Source organism: Duganella sp. S19_KUP01_CR8 (assembly GCF_036688705.1).
Classification (GTDB): domain Bacteria; phylum Pseudomonadota; class Gammaproteobacteria; order Burkholderiales; family Burkholderiaceae_D; genus Rugamonas.
This window is the reverse complement of the sequence record NZ_JAQQPR010000006.1, coordinates 80,229-96,812: the sequence shown is the minus strand read 5'-3', so window position 1 is coordinate 96,812 and position 16,584 is coordinate 80,229. Positions and strand designations below refer to the sequence as shown.

Below are 16,584 nucleotides of genomic sequence, written 5' to 3'. Positions count from 1 at the left end.
AATAATATTTCACGCTTTAGGCATGATGAAAGAATATTCCAAAATATACAGGATTTAGAAAGCATATTTCAGAAGTACTGCTCTAGCATGGCTACACTTATTTTTAGCGAGGTTTTCTATGTGTGGCATCGTCGGCGCGGTAGCGCAACGCAACATCACCCCCATCCTGATCGAAGGCCTGAAGCGCCTGGAATACCGCGGCTACGACTCCTGCGGCGTCGCCCTGCACGTGGATGGCCAGTTGCAGCGTTCGCGCAGCACCTCGCGCGTGGCCGACCTGGAAAAGCAGATCGCCGAAGGCGGCCTGCAAGGTTTCACCGGCATCGCCCACACCCGCTGGGCCACGCACGGCGCGCCCGCCTCGCACAATGCCCACCCGCACTTCTCGCCGACCACCGAACAGGCACGCATCGCCCTGGTTCACAACGGCATCATTGAAAACCACGACGAACTGCGCGCCGAACTGACCGCGCTCGGCTACGTCTTCCAGAGCCAGACCGACACTGAAGTGATCGCCCACCTGGTCGACCATATGTATAACGGCGACCTGTTCGACACCGTCCAGCAAGCCGTCAAGCGCCTGCATGGCGCGTATGCGATCGCCGTGTTCTCGCGCGAAGAACCGCACCGCGTGGTCGCCGCGCGCCAGGGCTCGCCGCTGATCGTCGGCCTGGGCCAGGGTGAAAACTTCGTCGCCTCGGACGCGATGGCGCTGGCCGGCACCACCGACCAGATCATCTACCTGGAAGAAGGCGACGTGGTCGACCTGCAACTGGGCCGCACCTGGATCGTCGACGTCGACGGCAAGCCGGTCACGCGCGAAGTCAAGACCGTGCAGGCGCACACCGGCGCGGCCGAGCTGGGCCCATACCGCCATTACATGCAGAAGGAAATCTTCGAGCAGCCGCGCGTCATCGGCGACACGCTCGAAGGCGTCACCGGCATCATGCCGGAACTGTTCGGCGACGGCGCCTACGCCGTCTTCAAGCAGATCGACCGCGTGCTGATCCTGGCCTGCGGCACCAGCTACTATTCCGGCCTGACCGCCAAGTACTGGATCGAATCGGTGGCCAAGATCCCGGTCAACGTCGAGATCGCCAGCGAATACCGCTACCGCGACAGCGTGCCGCACCCGAACACGCTGGTGGTGACGATTTCGCAAAGCGGCGAAACCGCCGACACCCTGGCCGCGCTGAAGCACGCGCGCAGCCTGGGCATGGAACATACGCTGACGATCTGCAACGTTTCCACCAGCGCCATGGTGCGCGAATGCAAACTGGCCTACATCACCCGCGCCGGCGTCGAAGTGGGCGTGGCCTCGACCAAGGCCTTCACCACGCAGCTGGCCGCGCTGTTCCTGCTGACCCTGTCGCTGGCCCAAGTCAACGGCCGCCTGACCGAAGAGGAAGAAGAGCAGCACCTGAAAGCCATGCGCCACCTGCCGGTAGCGATCTCCGCCGTGCTGGCGCTGGAGCCGCAGATCATCGCCTGGTCGGAAGATTTCGCCCGCAAGGAAAACGCGCTGTTCCTGGGCCGCGGCATGCACTACCCGATCGCGCTGGAAGGCGCGCTGAAGCTGAAAGAGATTTCCTACATCCACGCTGAAGCGTATCCAGCGGGCGAACTGAAGCACGGCCCGCTGGCGCTGGTGACGGAAGAAATGCCGGTCGTCACCATCGCCCCGAACGATGCGTTGATCGAAAAGCTGAAGTCGAACATGCAGGAAGTGCGCGCACGCGGCGGCCAGCTGTACGTGTTTGCCGACGTCGATTCGCGCATCACCTCGGGCGAAGGCGTGCACGTGATCCGTCTGCCGGAACACTATGGTTTGCTGTCGCCGATCCTGCACGTGGTGTCATTGCAGCTGCTGGCCTACCACTCGGCGCTGGCACGCGGCACCGATGTGGACAAGCCGCGTAACCTGGCAAAGTCCGTCACGGTCGAGTAATTCGCAAGCCGCTAGTCTGGCCGGTGTGAGCGGCAAATAAAAGCGTGCCTTAGACGGGGAATGAAAGCGCTATTTTCCGGGGGAAGATTCCCTCGGAAAGCCGCATGGAGCGCGGTAGCAAACGCTTTTATTTCTCCGTTGATTGACCCGCGTATTGTGCGTTCGTGAAGCCCCTGGGAGCTCTCAACTTTTCAGCATAGCTAGAGTTGCTTATGCTGCCACCTCGAATGGCAAAATTCTGCGTTTACAAAGCTATGAACTGGCTATCGGCCTCATCTCCGCGATCCGCAAGTCCGCCGGTGCCGTTCCCAGGGCGTTGGGAATAAAGTAGATAATAACCTACTTTATTTTACTCATTTAGACATGGGTATCAACAACCGGCCGCCTCTATTCACTCAGCTTTCGTTACTGACCTAGCCGCAGTAACCAAATCCTTGTAGTCGATGCAGAAGTCCAGGCTGGTGCTTCGCAATGTAACGAGGCAACGCAAGAAGACAGGTAGTGACAGGGTGCCCGAAGAAATTTGCGCTGCTAGTGTCTTCGGTGTAAATCCAGCCCCCAGTAAGACAAGCCTTTGAACTAACTCCTCAATATCCATAGGCGGAATCAACTCAATCTCGCTTAAAACGACGGCGCTTGCACGTTGCTCCCAAGTGCCGGACAACGACAACGCGGGCTTCCACAGCGCCGGGACGTTTGAATCTGTTACTTGCAGAATCTGTAGTAACAGCGAGAGCCGAACTCGTCCGAGCGAGACTCTTGAAGCTAGCGCCTTTTCTCCTTCAGTTACCCCAAAGGCCGAGAGCCTCTCTGCTAATTGACTATAGCCGACATTTTTGCGGGCAAGTACGACCCGAACAACTCTTGCCGCCAAGTCGCTCCACGCTATCTCTTCTTTACTCACAAAATTACCTTGAATTTGGTCGTGGATGGGCTATCGTAAACCGTGGTAAATACCAACATTTTTGAATGAAAGAAAGGCATAAGATGATAAAACGTAATGGTGCAAGTATTACGCATTCTGAGCCCAAGGAGGAGTTCCGCTAGCGAAATCGACGCTGTACGCCGGCGGATTGCTTCGAATAGCGCTTGGTACTTGCATTCACGCGAACCATGAAGGACCTATATCGTGCCGGATGGTCGCGTATAGCGAACATTTACTTGCAGCGATTTTAGAGATGAGCTACCATCCGACTCCGCAATGATACTTCAAGATGATGCTAGTTAGCCGCAAGATAGACGAATATAGCGTAGATTGCGTAATTTGCCAACAGTGGTATTAAAATATTAACAACATCATCGCCGCAAAGAAAAATGCTGTGATTTTTCTGGAGAAAAGACATGTAGTGAGACCAAAGACTGGCAGGCCACAAAAGAAAATGGAGAACTAGGGCTGCAACCCGAGTTCTCCATATATTGCTGGTACGCCACATGTGACGCCCACCAAACCTACGCGCGGATGGTCTCACATGTGGCGTATCGGGTCAACCCTTGCGCGAAAAGTTTCCGCAAGGTAAATCGACTAAAAGAGACCAATTATGACAATCCGCGTCAAGGATGGCGGCCGCCCGCGTGGCTGGCTTCAGCTCCTCTCCTATTTTCCTCCATCAGCTCGTCAGAGACCTGGACCCGTTTTGCAACTATTCGCTGATCGAAGGTGCCATATCGCGCCCGGCCAGCAGTCAGCGTGCTCAAGGGTTCCATCATGCAAAGCGAATTAGCAATCGCCGGCGCCACGTCGCCTCTGCTGGAGCCAGATAGCCTTCCTTCCGCAGCTCGTTCGATTGCAGTCAGCGATCTTAAAAGTGATCGGATGGCTGAAATCATGCGCGTAATCAGTTCGTCGGAGTTGAGGTCGAAGATGCGGAAACGTGCATGCTCTGGCGACTTGAGGACAGCAGACTTCGATTCACAGATTCAAGGGCTGTCTGAGTTCGGCGAGGCCTATCTGCCTTTGGGCGAGACTGTTACTTTCGCTGCCCAGGTTCTAGCCAAAATTCGTCAGGTCTATCGCGCCAAGAATTTTGGCAGTGAAGAATTTCGCTTGTACTTCCACGCGATGTCCAAAGTGATGAGTGGCGGCCGATTGCCGCCGGTACCTTCATGCGTCGCCACGATTTCCGAAACAGGATTTTGGCTAACCGGTCCGTCAGGGATGGGACGGACCGCAACTTTGAAGCGGCTCGCCGAAATCCTTGGTAAGCCTTTCATGGTTGAAGGGAACCACCCGGCGCCTCGTCGGATGTGGATAACGCCAATTCTCTTCTTGACCTATCCGACCTGCGGAACTCGGGCCGGATTGTTGCGGGATATGCGAATGCGCGTCCTTGCAGACATCGGAACCCATGCTACCGATAGCAATGCTCTCTCCGACTTGGAGCGAGATGATGAGGAAGCGGCGATAGCGCTTTGCACTTTACTCAATGTCGGGTTGGTGGTTGTGGACGGCGCCGGCTGGAACTGTGTCAATGGGCACACTCAAAGAATTTTCAGCTTCCTTTTGAAGTTGAGACAATTCAGCGGAGTACCCGTGCTGGTATCGGGGACCAGTGCGTTTATGCACTCTGCCAGCTACATGGGAAATATCGCGACGAATCTCTTCAATGGACCTGGATTACATATCGGGCCACCCAAACCGCCTGTAAAAAAAGACGATGACGGTTCCGTTCCGAAATCTCAGGGTGTCTGGACGCAGATGGTCAGTTGGCTTTGGAAGGAAGGTTTTCTTCCTAAGAATTGCGAAATGCCGGCCGGACTTCCCGAATGGCTCTACGAAGCCTCGATGGGGAGGTTCAGATGGCTGGTCCAAGGATTCAAAGCATTGCACATCGCGCTCCTGAGCAACGCAGAACTGCAGAAACCTGGAGTTCTTACAGAATCCCTTGTCAAACACATCTTCAATGCGACTCTACAACTACACAACGGAGCGCGAATCGCCATCTCCCTAATGGAGGGAGGGCCTACGGGCAAAGGCAAGCTGCAATTCTTGAAGAACCTCGATCATTGTTCCACCGCCGATTTCAGCTATGCGCAAGTCGAAGATTGGCTCGACGAAGCAATCTTGAAAAGGGTTTGATGATTATGAATCCCAATATCGTTGTGGCACCGCCATTCCCCGATGGAGAAATCGTAAACGCATTTCTGATCCGTGTCCTGCGCTACGGGGGCTCTGCCTCGTTGGCGAAAGTGTGTCGCCAGCTTCTGCGCAGAAAACCAGGTCTGGATGGCATGCCGAGTTACCTCGGCAGGTTTCACCAGGAGCTTGGCTATCTTTACGGAGACTTAGAGACGCTTATCAACAAGCATACGGAGTTCAATTTCTTCGCGTGCGGTCTACCGCAAGGAAGGATCGCTGCTCAGCGAGCTAGGCTGATAGAGGCTCATTCTGGGCCGGTTCGACTGTGCCGTCTGCCTTTGCTCTTTAGCGTCAGCGAGAACAGATATCTGCAATGCCCCGAATGCGAAAGAGAGCAAATGAGAGAGTTCGGGTTCACGTTCATCCACCGTCGACATGGGGCCCCCTTCGTCAACGTTTGTCCGATCCATGGCATCAAACTGAGACCCAGTAGCGGCCAGGAGTGGCTCTACGACGCAAAATGCCAAATGAGTCCTAACGATTACCAGAAGGGTATGACCATAGAGCTCGGCGAGCGAATCGAGCAGTGCATGGAGAAACCAGCGGCTCAGTCCAAGTATCACAAGGATAGTGTCATCCGATTACTCAAGACCTCAGGATGGATTGGTGATGACGGCCGATTCTGCGAGATCAAGTTCTGCACAGAATTTGCGAAATATTTCGCTGGGGCGTTTGCCGATATTCGTCTTGAAGTTCTTTGCCAGTCTGAGCGATATATTGGACACGCCGCCCGCGCGCTGCTTCGATTTGAAAGAGCACTTCATCCGGAATGGTGTGTCCTCTTCACCTGGTTTGCAGAACACAATCCTGGCCCGCGTCAGCTATCGAAGAAACCGCTTGAGTCTTCAAATCTGATGCCTAAGCAGTTGGTTGTCCGAAGCTCACTGCCAGGAAAAAACGCTGTTGAAATTGAGATTGGAAAGCGCCGCACCCTTACTGAGGCGGCCGCAGCTTTGGGCATCGCAACAGCGACCCTCACAACGTTGTGCGGGCGGTTTGATATACCTGTCAGCAGGAGGACAAAAAAACTTCGCCCAAAGCTTTTAGCTCAGATCAAAGCGGCCTTGGAGAATGGGAAAAGTCTAACTGAGGTGGCTAAAGAGTGCGATGTGTCGATATCGACAGCATGGCGGCAACGAGTGATTTCAAAAAGCATCCCGCCTTCACCTGAAGAAGTACAGGCCAAACATGTCGCGATAGCTAAGCAACAATGGCTAAGTATGATTCGCAGTAACCCAGGCGCTTCTACGACAGCGCTTCGTAAAATGGATGGCTCGGTATACATGCGCCTATATCGTGGCGATAAGGCATGGCTCGAATCCAATAAGCCAGCCCGCATTGCTCATGCCGTTCGTTCGCAGACATCTCTACCAGCTAGTTTGATTCTCTGTCTCAATGAGGCATTGGCAGACGCGGCGCACGTCTGCACCTCGCCCGAAAACAAGCGCGTCAACATCTCGCAATACCGTCTCCAGAAACTCAGCAGAGTCACACCGTTCGCTCTACAGAAGTGCGAACAAAAAAAGCTGGTAGACAAACGTGAGGAGGATCGCCGGAAATTCTACCTAGCGCGAATCCTCCGCCTTACTGGAAGGCCAATAAAGCGGGGCGAATTCAAGGCGTCGTCTCTCGAGGAATCGTTTGCGAGAAGGCCTAGCGGTTTCGCCAAAGAGGTCGGGCTACGCGAAGAAAGTGTTCGCAAAGTATTGAAAACGAAAAAGCACAAATGAAACTTTTTGGAAGGACTAGCACTTGTCAGTAAAGCATGGAAATTCACACCTGTTCACCATGGCCATTCAGCCTGAGGAAGATATCACCGGATTCGTAGTTAGGCAGTCATTTGAACGAAACCAAGGAAGAGTTTTGATGAGACCAGATACGATAGCCATTTCTACCAAGCGACCAGGATGGGTTTTCCCCTCAGGCCTTCGGCCGCTGGTTGAGACACTTCAGGATGACTTGCCTCAGCTCCCCACTGTAATCGACCGCCACACTCGATTTCCGCTTTTCTCTCGATTTCTGTCACCGGCCGAATCAGATGTATTACGCGAGCATCATGCTGGACACGCCATGAACGGTATCGCCGGGTTTGTTGGCGTGTGTCACAGTTCTAGGGGACGCATGGCTATGTGCCCAGACTGTATGGCTATCGACATCAGGGAGAACGGCTATGCGTTTTGGCGAAGGCTCTTCTTGACACCAGGAGTGTTCGCATGTCCTGCACACGAAAGGTTGCTCCTTACTTTTTGCAACACGTGTGAAGCTGGGCATCGGCGCAATCGTAGTAACTGGTGGCCAACCGAGCGCTGCTCTTGCGGTGACAGCTTGCAGGTAGTTGCAGAACTCGATGCGCAGGGGCTCGAAAGTGCTATTGGTATCGCGAAGATGGCTATTGAGATTCTGAATGGAACAGCCCCGGCCGAGCTGTCTAACGCAACGGTATGTCAAGCCATTAGGCATTCCTTTGGGTCTGTAGAGGGCTCATATCAACAACGTGAGCTATTGGCTGAGGCCCTTCAGCAGAAGATTGGAGAAAGCGCCATTCATCGGTTGGGGTTTGGCGCCGTGACAATTAAGCGCTTGGGACGCTTCTCAAATGGGTTGGGCTACGTCCGAAATCCTATTCAAAATCTCGCCGCCGTACATGCGGTCTTTGGCGGCTTTAACGGGTTCCTCGCAAGCCTTCGCGCAAGCCAGTCGAACGCAGGATGCTTAGCCCTACAAAGATATACGAACGTTGTTGCTCGCACAGGAAATCCCCGCAAGAAATCCGAGCAGCCTATTGAACATTACATAGCGCGGGTTGATGCACTTTCTCCCGGCGAGAAGTGGAAGCTCAAGTTCAGATACCGAGAATGGCTATTGAAATTGATGATCGACAACCCAGGGATTCAACGAAGCGATCTGTGGCGATTTCCTGGAAAAAAAGCAGCCCTAAGGCATTTAATGCACATCGATTCAGGCTGGTATGACCTCCAATTGCCATCACGTTCAAAAATGCCCAGAGTCGAAGAAGAACTGCGGCTTATTCAAGAGATTCAGCGGCTGACTGAGCATATTCACCAGCAATACGAACAATCAACTACGAAGAATCCAATGAGACGTGTTACCAAAACCTACTTACTGTCTAACGTCCGTTGCGAATCCAGAGGGAGTCGAGCGATCCGAAGTGAAGAGGTGCAAGAACTGCTCGCAGCATACGTTCAGGCAGGTGATGAGCACCGTGAGCGCTCGAGAAAATCCTGCTGCGAAAACTCGATTGATCCCGCACTCAGTATTGACGATCACAAGACCGCCCAGGGCTCCCATAAGAGCGCGCATGCCGGAGAAAACAATGACATATCGTACGCGTGAGGCTTTTGACAGTCGTCCATTGCCCTTCACGCCGGCCGACGCTCAGCGCATTGCCCGAATTGGGCAGCTTGATGCCTTACCGTCATTCCTGCGCCCGGAGAGTCTGTCAAACTTCTACATAGAAGACATTAAGGGGGGGGCCGTTCTCGAGTGGCCCCGAGAGTTGCCGGACATTGATCCTCGCGGTCATTACTCGGCTCCGAGATTTGAACACTGGAAAAAAGCCCAGGAAAGTCGGATTGGAATTGCAGGTAACTATCCTAGTTTTAAAGGCCGCGGCCTAGTGCCCTGTCACTCAGCTTTGGAGCGGCGCCATCTTAGCTACTTTGAGATGAACCCCCACATCGTTGAAATTCGAGCTCAATATCCTGAGTGGGATAGGAATTCATATCGTTTGCACGAGAGCCTCGGGCTGAATATGCCAAAACGGGGACTCATCACAATCGATTTCGTGTTGACGCTCAAAATACCTGGTGAGGCCGCTCTCCGTTATCACGCTGTGTCAAGTAAGCCGCACGGACAATTAACTGATCCTGCAGTTCAAAGGCGGCATCAGCGAGAGTTTGATTTGCTGAGCCGCTGGGGCTGCACGCATCAAATCATGACAGAGCACTCGATTACCAGAAGGCATGGCACTAACTGCAATCGACTTTTTGATTACATGCGCTACGTAGACGACATCGGTGTACTTCGAGATTCAGCTCTGCATATGGCCAATTCTTTGCTAAGTCAGAAGACGCGAGGAACCTGCGATCAGCGTATAAAAGCTGCGGCGGAGAAAATTGGATTGAGCCTCAATGAAGGCTATCGAGTTTTCGCCGTTGCGAACTTTTTGGGCTACCTTGAGGTTGACCACAAATACGAAATCCTTCCTGACTGTCCGCTGGTTTTACTCGATAAGAAAAGTCCCATTATTGAAGGAACGGATAGGTCAGGCGCAGCGAGCGCTCGTGATTTCTGAGGACATTGAAAATGTCCGAAGCTCATGAAATCGTCCAAAACAGCAACGTATCCTTAGTTGAGGGGCGGGGGCGAGAACGTATCTTTCGAGTGCTTGGTTACAATGACCTTCTGGTGTTTGTAGTGGAACTTGGGACGGCGAAGACTACCCATAAAGATGGTCGAAAGGTGAGAATCTTTACCCCTGGGCGGCCGTCGAAATCTGTTCGAAACAGGCTTACTTGGTCGCGAAGCTACATGGCTAATTCTTTCGCAAGCGGAAGGATTGCTCGTGTCGCTGAGCACGGCATTCCCGTTCAAATGAGCCAGGTGAGCCTCGCCCCAGGGACGAATTCCAACTTGGACTTGCGTCGGAATGTTGTGGCTTACATCGACCAAAATTGGGGTGACCGCATTTTGGAGGACAGTGCCGCGCGGGTAAACGCAGTCCAGACTGCTGCAGACCGTTTTGACGTATCTCTGAACTCCGCGCGGAAATGGTTGGAAACGCACCTTTACTACGGCCGGCACGAGAACGCGCTCGTAGAGCATAACTGGTTGAAAGGGGCGCCAGGCGTTAGCCGAAGGGGGTTGCTAGACGTCAATGGAAAGCCTGCAAAGTTGGGGCGGCGAACCGACAGTGAAAAGGCGTTCAAGAATGGCCATAAGAGAATGCGGGTGTTGCCACGCCTGCTTGCGAGATACGACAAATTCATCAGGGATCAAGCCTACAACAATAACGATAAGTTTCCCCTGGTTTACGAGCGCTGGATTGAAAGCCAAATAGCTTTTAATCGCGACGAAAATGGAGAACTCAGGTCGTTTCCCATTGATCCTAAAAAACTTCCCGGTGACTCTAACATGAGGCGAATCGGCCGCCAGTTATTTAAGGCACATAGAGTCCAAAAGGATCGGGAAAAGCGTCCCCGGCCCGGGAACAACGGTGGTAGTGCTCAGGATATTGTGCACGACCAACTGCCAGTGCTAGACATCGACGGCACGGTTGCGCCGAATTTCGTTCTCTTTGGCGATAAGCACTATCGCCTGGCAGGCGAAGGGAAGCCTACAGTTCTACTCGCCGTGGACCGTGCAAGCTTGGCGATAGTTGGTTGGTACGTAAGCTTTGGCGCGGAGAATGGCGATGCTTACCTGAACTGTGTTTTCTCAGCGAGCATAGACAAGACTCGTGATCTTCATAGATGGGATGTGCCGCATCTCAAGGGGTTCGTTCATGGTTGTACGAGCGAAGTCTTTATCGACCGTGGCCCTGGCATCTCTCTAAAGACGCAAACTTCATTGGTCAAAGAGTTTCGTCACGCGGTCAAGATGGCAGAACCCGGCGCCCCTGCAGCTAAAGGACATGCCGAGCAAGTGATGTTGTATTTTCAGAAGGAAATAGCGAATCTGCCGGGCTCAACCTTTGAGACGGGGGATAAGGACGAAGACCAGAAAAGACGAAAGCACGCCAGAAAGGGTGCTATCACTATGGCTGTATTCATGAAGGCCTTGCTCAAGGCGATAAGCCGCCGAAACTTGGAGTTGGATGCCAGTCACTTGCTGACACCGGCGATGGTAAAGGCCGATGTGCTTCCCTGTCCCGCCGAAATATTTGAGTACAACAAACGTCGGCGGCGCGGCGACGCCGCTTGGGATTTGGCACCAGAAGATGTCTTCAAAAGGCTGTGTGTCTCAGTCATGAAAAAGGTACCAAAGGGAATCGTGACGCTCGACAAGCGTGAATTTAGTTCGTCGGAGCTTTGGCACTATGCAAGCACGCACGCGAAGATGCATGCCGGCGCGTCTGCCAAAATCAGGGTTTATGTAGTTCCGAACGCGCCGTTTCTTCTCCTGTGGGAGCTTCCCGAAGGGGGACTAGGTCTTCTTGAGGCCACTGAGTCTACGAGGAAGTTCTTCGAGGATGAAGGATTTGAATTCTCGATTGATTTCCAAAACAGCTACAAGAATCACTTGGTCTCAGAGATGAGAATAGCTGCTCGTCGAAAGAACAATCTGGCAGATAGTGAATCTAGGACCACGCCCCCTAGTGTTGTATCGAATGCGAAGCAGGCGAAGATCGCGCGGGTCGAACGGAATGCGAAGGCTGAGCGGCAGGTTGATGCGACCGAAGATGTTTCAGCTCGAACCCAGGCAAGAAAATATCACGAGCGCGAAAATGTGGAAGCAGTGATTTCTGATTTTTGTGCGGTTCCCGTTGCTGACGCCGACCGATCTAAGCCGATCATCGGTTTCGACGAGCATGTGGGTTCAATCAATGACGAGCAGGACCTGTTCATAGACATGTAGCGGTTGAGAGTTTCATTTTTTGATAACTTGAAGGAGTGTATCCATGAATGATTCAGACTTCAGTGTGCCTGACGATTTTCCTCGTTCCGAAACGCCAGGCATGGTGGCTGGCGCTCACCCCAAGTTGTTGCTCGCAAGGTTCCAGGGACGGTTTTACGCTCCAGGCTGCACCCCTCCAGAGATACATCACCGTTGGGACACATGTGAAGACCTGGCGCAACAGCTCGTGCAAAAATCGCTGGAATCCAAGGCAGGTAAGAGGGCTCACATGGATGAAAAAGAAATACTTGATCAGTATTGTTTGCGTTTGCTGAAAACTGGTTGGGGGACTGACGCGGAAATGAGATGGGTCATTCGCCGCACTGCCGCGATATTGGGGTGGCCAGTCCCCGATTCTGCTTTGACGGAAGTTGGCTAATCGAGTTCGGCTCGAAGAGCGATGCTACTGCATGGGTGGTAGACCGCCACAAAATATGTGTCCGATTCAAATGGGAGGAGGAATGAAGCAAGGTCCACAATCGAGCTCGTTAGGCCTTTGGATGAACGGCGTCTATGTGGGAGCGTGGACTAAGGATGATGCGCTCATGTATGACGAAAAATGGATCAACTCCAGCGAGGGCATCCCTCTTTCGTTGACGCTACCATTTTTTCCGAGGAATCCGAATTATCAAGGCAAAATTGTTCGGACATTTTTCGAGAATCTGTTGCCCGACAGCTGGGATATTCGTCAGCGCATCGCTAGCCGATATCAGGTCGACCCGGTAAGTGCGTTTGAGCTTCTGGCGCAGATTGGTAGGGACTGTGTAGGCGCGCTGCAGATACTACCTGATGGTGTCGTGCCACTGAATGTGAGATCGGTAGATGCCACCCCTTTGACGGAGGGTGAAGTGGCGGAGCTACTGCGAAACGCTGTAGCTCCGGGCGTGCATCCCAACGGGCCCCGGGATGCTGATGACTTCCGAATCTGCATTGCCGGCGCCCAGGAGAAAACTGCTCTATTGTTCGCTGACGGAAGATGGTGCAAGCCTCATGGCTCGACGCCAACCACACACATCCTCAAACTGCCCATGGGCCTGGTGGGGAACATGCGCGCCGACATGAGCGCATCGGTGGAAAACGAGTGGCTATGCTCGTTAATCCTTAGAGAGTTCGGTTTGCCTGTTGCACAGGCTAGCCCGATGCAGTTTGAAGAAGTGAAAGTGCTTTCGGTGGTGCGCTTCGACCGTCAATGGGAGTACAACAGCGATGGTAAGCCGTGGGTTAGCCGGCTGGCCCAGGAGGACTTGTGTCAAGCGACAGGAACGCCGCCATCACTTAAATACGAAGCGGATGGGGGCCCGGGAATGGGGCAAGTCATGAGGGTGTTGGAGGGCTCTGCTTCGATTGAGCGTGACCGACGAATTTTTTTCCAGGCTCAGGTCTTATTCTGGATGTTGGCTGCTACCGATGGCCATGCGAAAAACTTCAGCCTAGTTTTGCACACAGGTGGTCGGTATGAGCTTACCCAATTGTATGACGTACTGTCTGCCTATCCGGTGCTCGGCGGCGGGCCCAATCAGATTTCGCCGCACAAGGTAAAAATGGCGATGGCTATGCGTTCGAAGAACGTGCATTGGAAGATACGTGATGTTTTGCGACGACACTGGGATGCCGTAGGGACGGCCTATGGGATTTGCACACCTGATGTGCGAGGTGTCTGCGCTATCATCGACGAACTTATCGAGCGAACGCCGAGGGTGGTGCAGGTCGTAAGCAAGCAGCTGCCTGGCGATTTCCCTCACCACTTGGCAGACTGCATCTTCGACGGCCTGCAAGCAGCGGCGCAAAGACTCGCCATATCGGGTTGATAGGCCTCATGACATTTAGCGCCGCATTCTCTTAATCGTAATGGTTGGTTGTCCTTCTCGGGTCAGAATGCCTCCCAGGTCGGACAATTTTCGTTGTTTGATCCGCATAACGACAGTGCCGTCAAGGAGTTGAGAAAATGTAACCCTGGTCCCTGGGGTGAGACCGAGACTCTTTCGGAAGGCTTTTGGCAGTGTAATTTGGCCCTTAGCTGTCAAAGTCACTTGAACCGTCCTATCCAGCTCCTAACGTAAGAATACCCAGTGCCAGTGTAGCCGAATTCGGACGAAAAGCTGTCGGTTAGGTATGAGTCACAACAATAAGATTGTTCAACGACGTGATGAAGTCTCGGACGAGTTCCCGGATGGATAGATCGAAGAGCAGCATTTCGGTCTCGACAAGCGCGTGCTCACCGCAGTGCCCGAGTCGCTTACTTGTACCGCGCATCACTTGCAAGTAATAGACATACGCCGCATTCTTCGGAACGGCGGCACCGTCTAGCCAGGCCACGAAGTCCTCATTGGAATCTTTCGGATCAGGCGGTCTGTTGCCACGTGCTTTAAGGTATCTCAGAGAGGCCATCGATTGTGAGTCAAAGGAGCTAAGCAATCTTCCGCGTCCTTGCGGAACAGGGAAGACAGGTGCGTCGATACTGCGCAGGAAGTGGATGGCGTTCAGGCTAAATGCAGTGCGTGCATCGTAGATTAACGCCCAGTCATTCCAAACGAAATTCAACCATTTGGACCAGCTCGAAATGCCCGAAAAGGTGAACTTGCACCCCGCGCGGTCTTTCAAATCTTCCCAGGATTTAACTTGAGACAGGTCTGGGATGCGGGCACTCGTGAATTTACGGGCATACCCCGCGATGGTTTGCTGCCCGTTATTGTCGAGTGCCCCCCACTCGCAGATGACGAACTCGCAGAGCTCATTGAGCTGAGAAGTGCGGTTAGGTTCAGGGATTAGATGAATCTCGCGAGCTCTCTGTGCGACAACAGCGCGAAGCGCATGGGTGTCGGCCACGCCCCCATCTACCTGCTTAAATGGCAGTGCCAGGCGCTCAGCTCCTAGCAAGGCACGCTCGTTCATCGGCCAGCTGTAGCGCTCTAACCGGTCCTGATATGGCCGGAGGTAATCAGCTACCTCATCGGCGAATCGGTCTGCCGCGCTCTGCAAGTCTATAGTTATCATGCACAATTGTTCTCTATGAAGTAAGCTAAGCTGCTGGCGCAACGTTCGCTTCGGCTAAAGGCCGGGGGCGGCCTACCATCTGATATAAACAGGTTAGCCGACCTGGGTAGTGCTAACGCTGGCGGATTAATGCCATTGGCTCAACAGCTGACGCGGCTAGACGTTATGGAGGATGTTCCCTGGGCCGAACGCATCCTTACACAGCTTCTCGATGAATTCCCTGGAGAACTCAAGACACGTGGTCCCATTTGCTCGATTGATTGAGAATCCGCAGGCGCTAGCATTGGTCATCAGGCTGGTACACGACATGGCCGGCCCCTCAAGTTTTTCCATCAAAATGTAATTGATGAGGTAGGTAAAGGTCAGCGGCGGGGTGTGCCGTTCGGTGTCGCGCTGACCGAGCGGGCAGATGTTATAGATTCGCGTTTGCGCATCTTGCTCGCTGTTGTCCTGCACCATGACCGTGAACGTGTCACCGAAGTAGTTGGTTTTGACCAGGTAAGGAAACGGTTTGAGTGTGAACTCACCTCGCTCATTTTGTTCAGCGGTCCAAAACACATACAGCACATCATCCAATTTCTGAAATTTTCCATTAGCGAAGTAGGCTAATTCAAACGCCCCACCCCAGCCATCTTGTAGTCCGTCTCCCGTGAATAGCTGCTCTCCAAATGCGCTTGCAATATACGAAAGGCCAGGTGCCACCACCGTCTCCTCTCGCATGTCGCCGTCGGCCGCGGCCTTATGAAAATACTCCACAGATTTGATGAAGTGTCCTTGACCGGAACCACCAGTCTGAACCATTAAGCCGTCTAACTCATACTCGTCGGCGTTTCGGTGAAAGCGTTTGAGAATTCCGTTATGGACTGTGTAGATGATGCAATCTAACCCGTCATAGTCTTCCTTATCAAAGGTCTTGAAGAACTCCATCATCTTCGCGTCATCAAGATCATTCGCTTGTAGGTGGGTTCGCAATGCAGTTGCAAACACCCTCGCTTGCACATAACTTCCAGCCCATGCAAAACACGCATGGTCATGTACGATGTTCACTTTCTGAACCATGTTAACGATTTGGAGAGGCTCTTGCTGAGCCTCTTCCACGTGATGCCAAGATGGTGTTGAAATGCTCGCTCCTTTTCCCTTCGGAATTGACAAAAGAACGTCACCGAGCAGCACTGGGCAGGAATTCTTGATGTAACCCGCAATCAGTGTCATTTTTCACATCCTGGGGCTTTGGCGATCACCACAAATGAATTTCCTCCGACCTGTTCGTGAGCTAGCCAGCACACGAGCATCTTCCCCTTCACGGACGATACTATGTGGTGAGTATTCAGCAAGGCGAGCAGTCGCTTTGCCCACTCTACGGCATCTTCGACTCGAGGCGGTTGCTTAGGGTTGGTCAAGCTATAGATATGTGAAACACTACCTCGGTGTAGATGCTGATGGCACTCAACATATAGCTCAAAGAATTGGCTTTTCGTTAAAAATCCGTCTTCGATGAAGTCAATGTGATGTGAGCCCGAGGTGCTGGTGACTTTAATCGGCTTGGGAAAGAAGTCAGGATGAAGCGACTCCAATTTTTTGAGCATCACACCCGGTTCGTGACGCTTTAGCACTTGGCCTAATTTCTCCTTCTCGATCTCCCCATGCGCTACGAGACAGCCTACTGCTACGAGCTCGCAAAGCATTCTTAGTTGGAGATACAAAAGTTCGGCCGTTAGCCACTCCGGTAGGGACGCAGTGCCATGGATGATTGTCTGGAAACTGTTGATGCGTGTCCGAACTTCGTTCAGAACGTTGGAATATTCAACTGAAATTCGTTGTTCCATATCTGTTGTTTTTGGTGCAGGATTTTTCATATCGCCTATGGTCT

At 53.0% G+C, this 16,584-nt stretch carries 13 protein-coding genes; 8 read left to right on the top strand and 5 right to left on the bottom strand.

The window, feature by feature from the left end; translation table 11 throughout:
- The first annotated feature begins 118 nt into the window (after window positions 1-118).
- The gene (gene glmS / locus V6M89_RS07960) at window positions 119-1,948 is read left to right on the top strand and encodes a glutamine--fructose-6-phosphate transaminase (isomerizing) (RefSeq protein ID WP_332852691.1); all 1,830 of its coding nucleotides are present in this window, start codon (window positions 119-121) and stop codon (window positions 1,946-1,948) included.
- Window positions 1,949-2,339: 391 nt separating this feature from the next.
- On the opposite strand, the gene V6M89_RS07955 is transcribed toward glmS, so the two are convergent.
- Window positions 2,340-2,852, bottom strand: a complete 513-nt coding sequence (locus V6M89_RS07955) for a DUF6471 domain-containing protein (protein WP_332852690.1) — start codon at window positions 2,850-2,852, stop codon at window positions 2,340-2,342.
- An 801-nt stretch (window positions 2,853-3,653) separates the two neighbouring features.
- Between V6M89_RS07955 and V6M89_RS07950 the strand changes: the two genes are divergently transcribed.
- The 7 genes from V6M89_RS07950 to V6M89_RS07920 all read left to right on the top strand — a co-directional run bounded on the left by V6M89_RS07950 (window position 3,654) and on the right by V6M89_RS07920 (window position 13,528).
- On the top strand, window positions 3,654-5,024 hold the full coding sequence (locus V6M89_RS07950) for a hypothetical protein (protein WP_332852689.1): 1,371 nt from the start codon (window positions 3,654-3,656) through the stop codon (window positions 5,022-5,024).
- The gene (locus V6M89_RS07945) at window positions 5,024-6,814 is read left to right on the top strand and encodes a TnsD family Tn7-like transposition protein (protein ID WP_332852688.1); all 1,791 of its coding nucleotides are present in this window, start codon (window positions 5,024-5,026) and stop codon (window positions 6,812-6,814) included. Before V6M89_RS07950 ends, V6M89_RS07945 begins: the two co-directional genes overlap by 1 nt.
- Before the next feature lie 58 nt (window positions 6,815-6,872).
- On the top strand, window positions 6,873-8,438 hold the full coding sequence (locus tag V6M89_RS07940; RefSeq protein WP_332852821.1) for a TniQ family protein: 1,566 nt from the start codon (window positions 6,873-6,875) through the stop codon (window positions 8,436-8,438).
- A complete protein-coding gene (locus tag V6M89_RS07935; protein WP_332852687.1) occupies window positions 8,419-9,399 on the top strand; it encodes a hypothetical protein in 981 nt (326 codons plus the stop codon). The genes V6M89_RS07940 and V6M89_RS07935 overlap by 20 nt, the downstream gene beginning before the upstream one ends.
- Window positions 9,400-9,410: 11 nt before the next feature.
- Window positions 9,411-11,681, top strand: coding sequence for a hypothetical protein (locus V6M89_RS07930; RefSeq protein WP_332852686.1), 2,271 nt, complete (start codon window positions 9,411-9,413; stop codon window positions 11,679-11,681).
- Window positions 11,682-11,724: 43 nt separating this feature from the next.
- Window positions 11,725-12,099, top strand: coding sequence for a hypothetical protein (locus V6M89_RS07925; protein ID WP_332852685.1), 375 nt, complete (start codon window positions 11,725-11,727; stop codon window positions 12,097-12,099).
- An 82-nt stretch (window positions 12,100-12,181) separates the two neighbouring features.
- Window positions 12,182-13,528 (top strand): type II toxin-antitoxin system HipA family toxin, encoded by a 1,347-nt coding sequence (locus V6M89_RS07920; protein WP_332852684.1) that lies wholly within the window; start codon window positions 12,182-12,184, stop codon window positions 13,526-13,528.
- A 15-nt stretch (window positions 13,529-13,543) separates the two neighbouring features.
- On the opposite strand, the gene V6M89_RS07915 is transcribed toward V6M89_RS07920, so the two are convergent.
- The 4 genes from V6M89_RS07915 to V6M89_RS07900 all read right to left on the bottom strand — a co-directional run bounded on the left by V6M89_RS07915 (window position 13,544) and on the right by V6M89_RS07900 (window position 16,570).
- Window positions 13,544-13,750, bottom strand: coding sequence for an AbrB/MazE/SpoVT family DNA-binding domain-containing protein (locus tag V6M89_RS07915; protein WP_332852683.1), 207 nt, complete (start codon window positions 13,748-13,750; stop codon window positions 13,544-13,546).
- Window positions 13,751-13,826: 76 nt separating this feature from the next.
- A complete protein-coding gene (locus V6M89_RS07910; RefSeq protein ID WP_332852682.1) occupies window positions 13,827-14,714 on the bottom strand; it encodes a hypothetical protein in 888 nt (295 codons plus the stop codon).
- A gap of 156 nt (window positions 14,715-14,870) precedes the next feature.
- Complete coding sequence (locus V6M89_RS07905) at window positions 14,871-15,926, bottom strand: hypothetical protein (protein WP_332852681.1); 1,056 nt, start codon at window positions 15,924-15,926, stop codon at window positions 14,871-14,873.
- Window positions 15,923-16,570, bottom strand: coding sequence for a hypothetical protein (locus V6M89_RS07900; protein WP_332852680.1), 648 nt, complete (start codon window positions 16,568-16,570; stop codon window positions 15,923-15,925). Before V6M89_RS07900 ends, V6M89_RS07905 begins: the two co-directional genes overlap by 4 nt.
- Window positions 16,571-16,584: the final 14 nt, after the last annotated feature.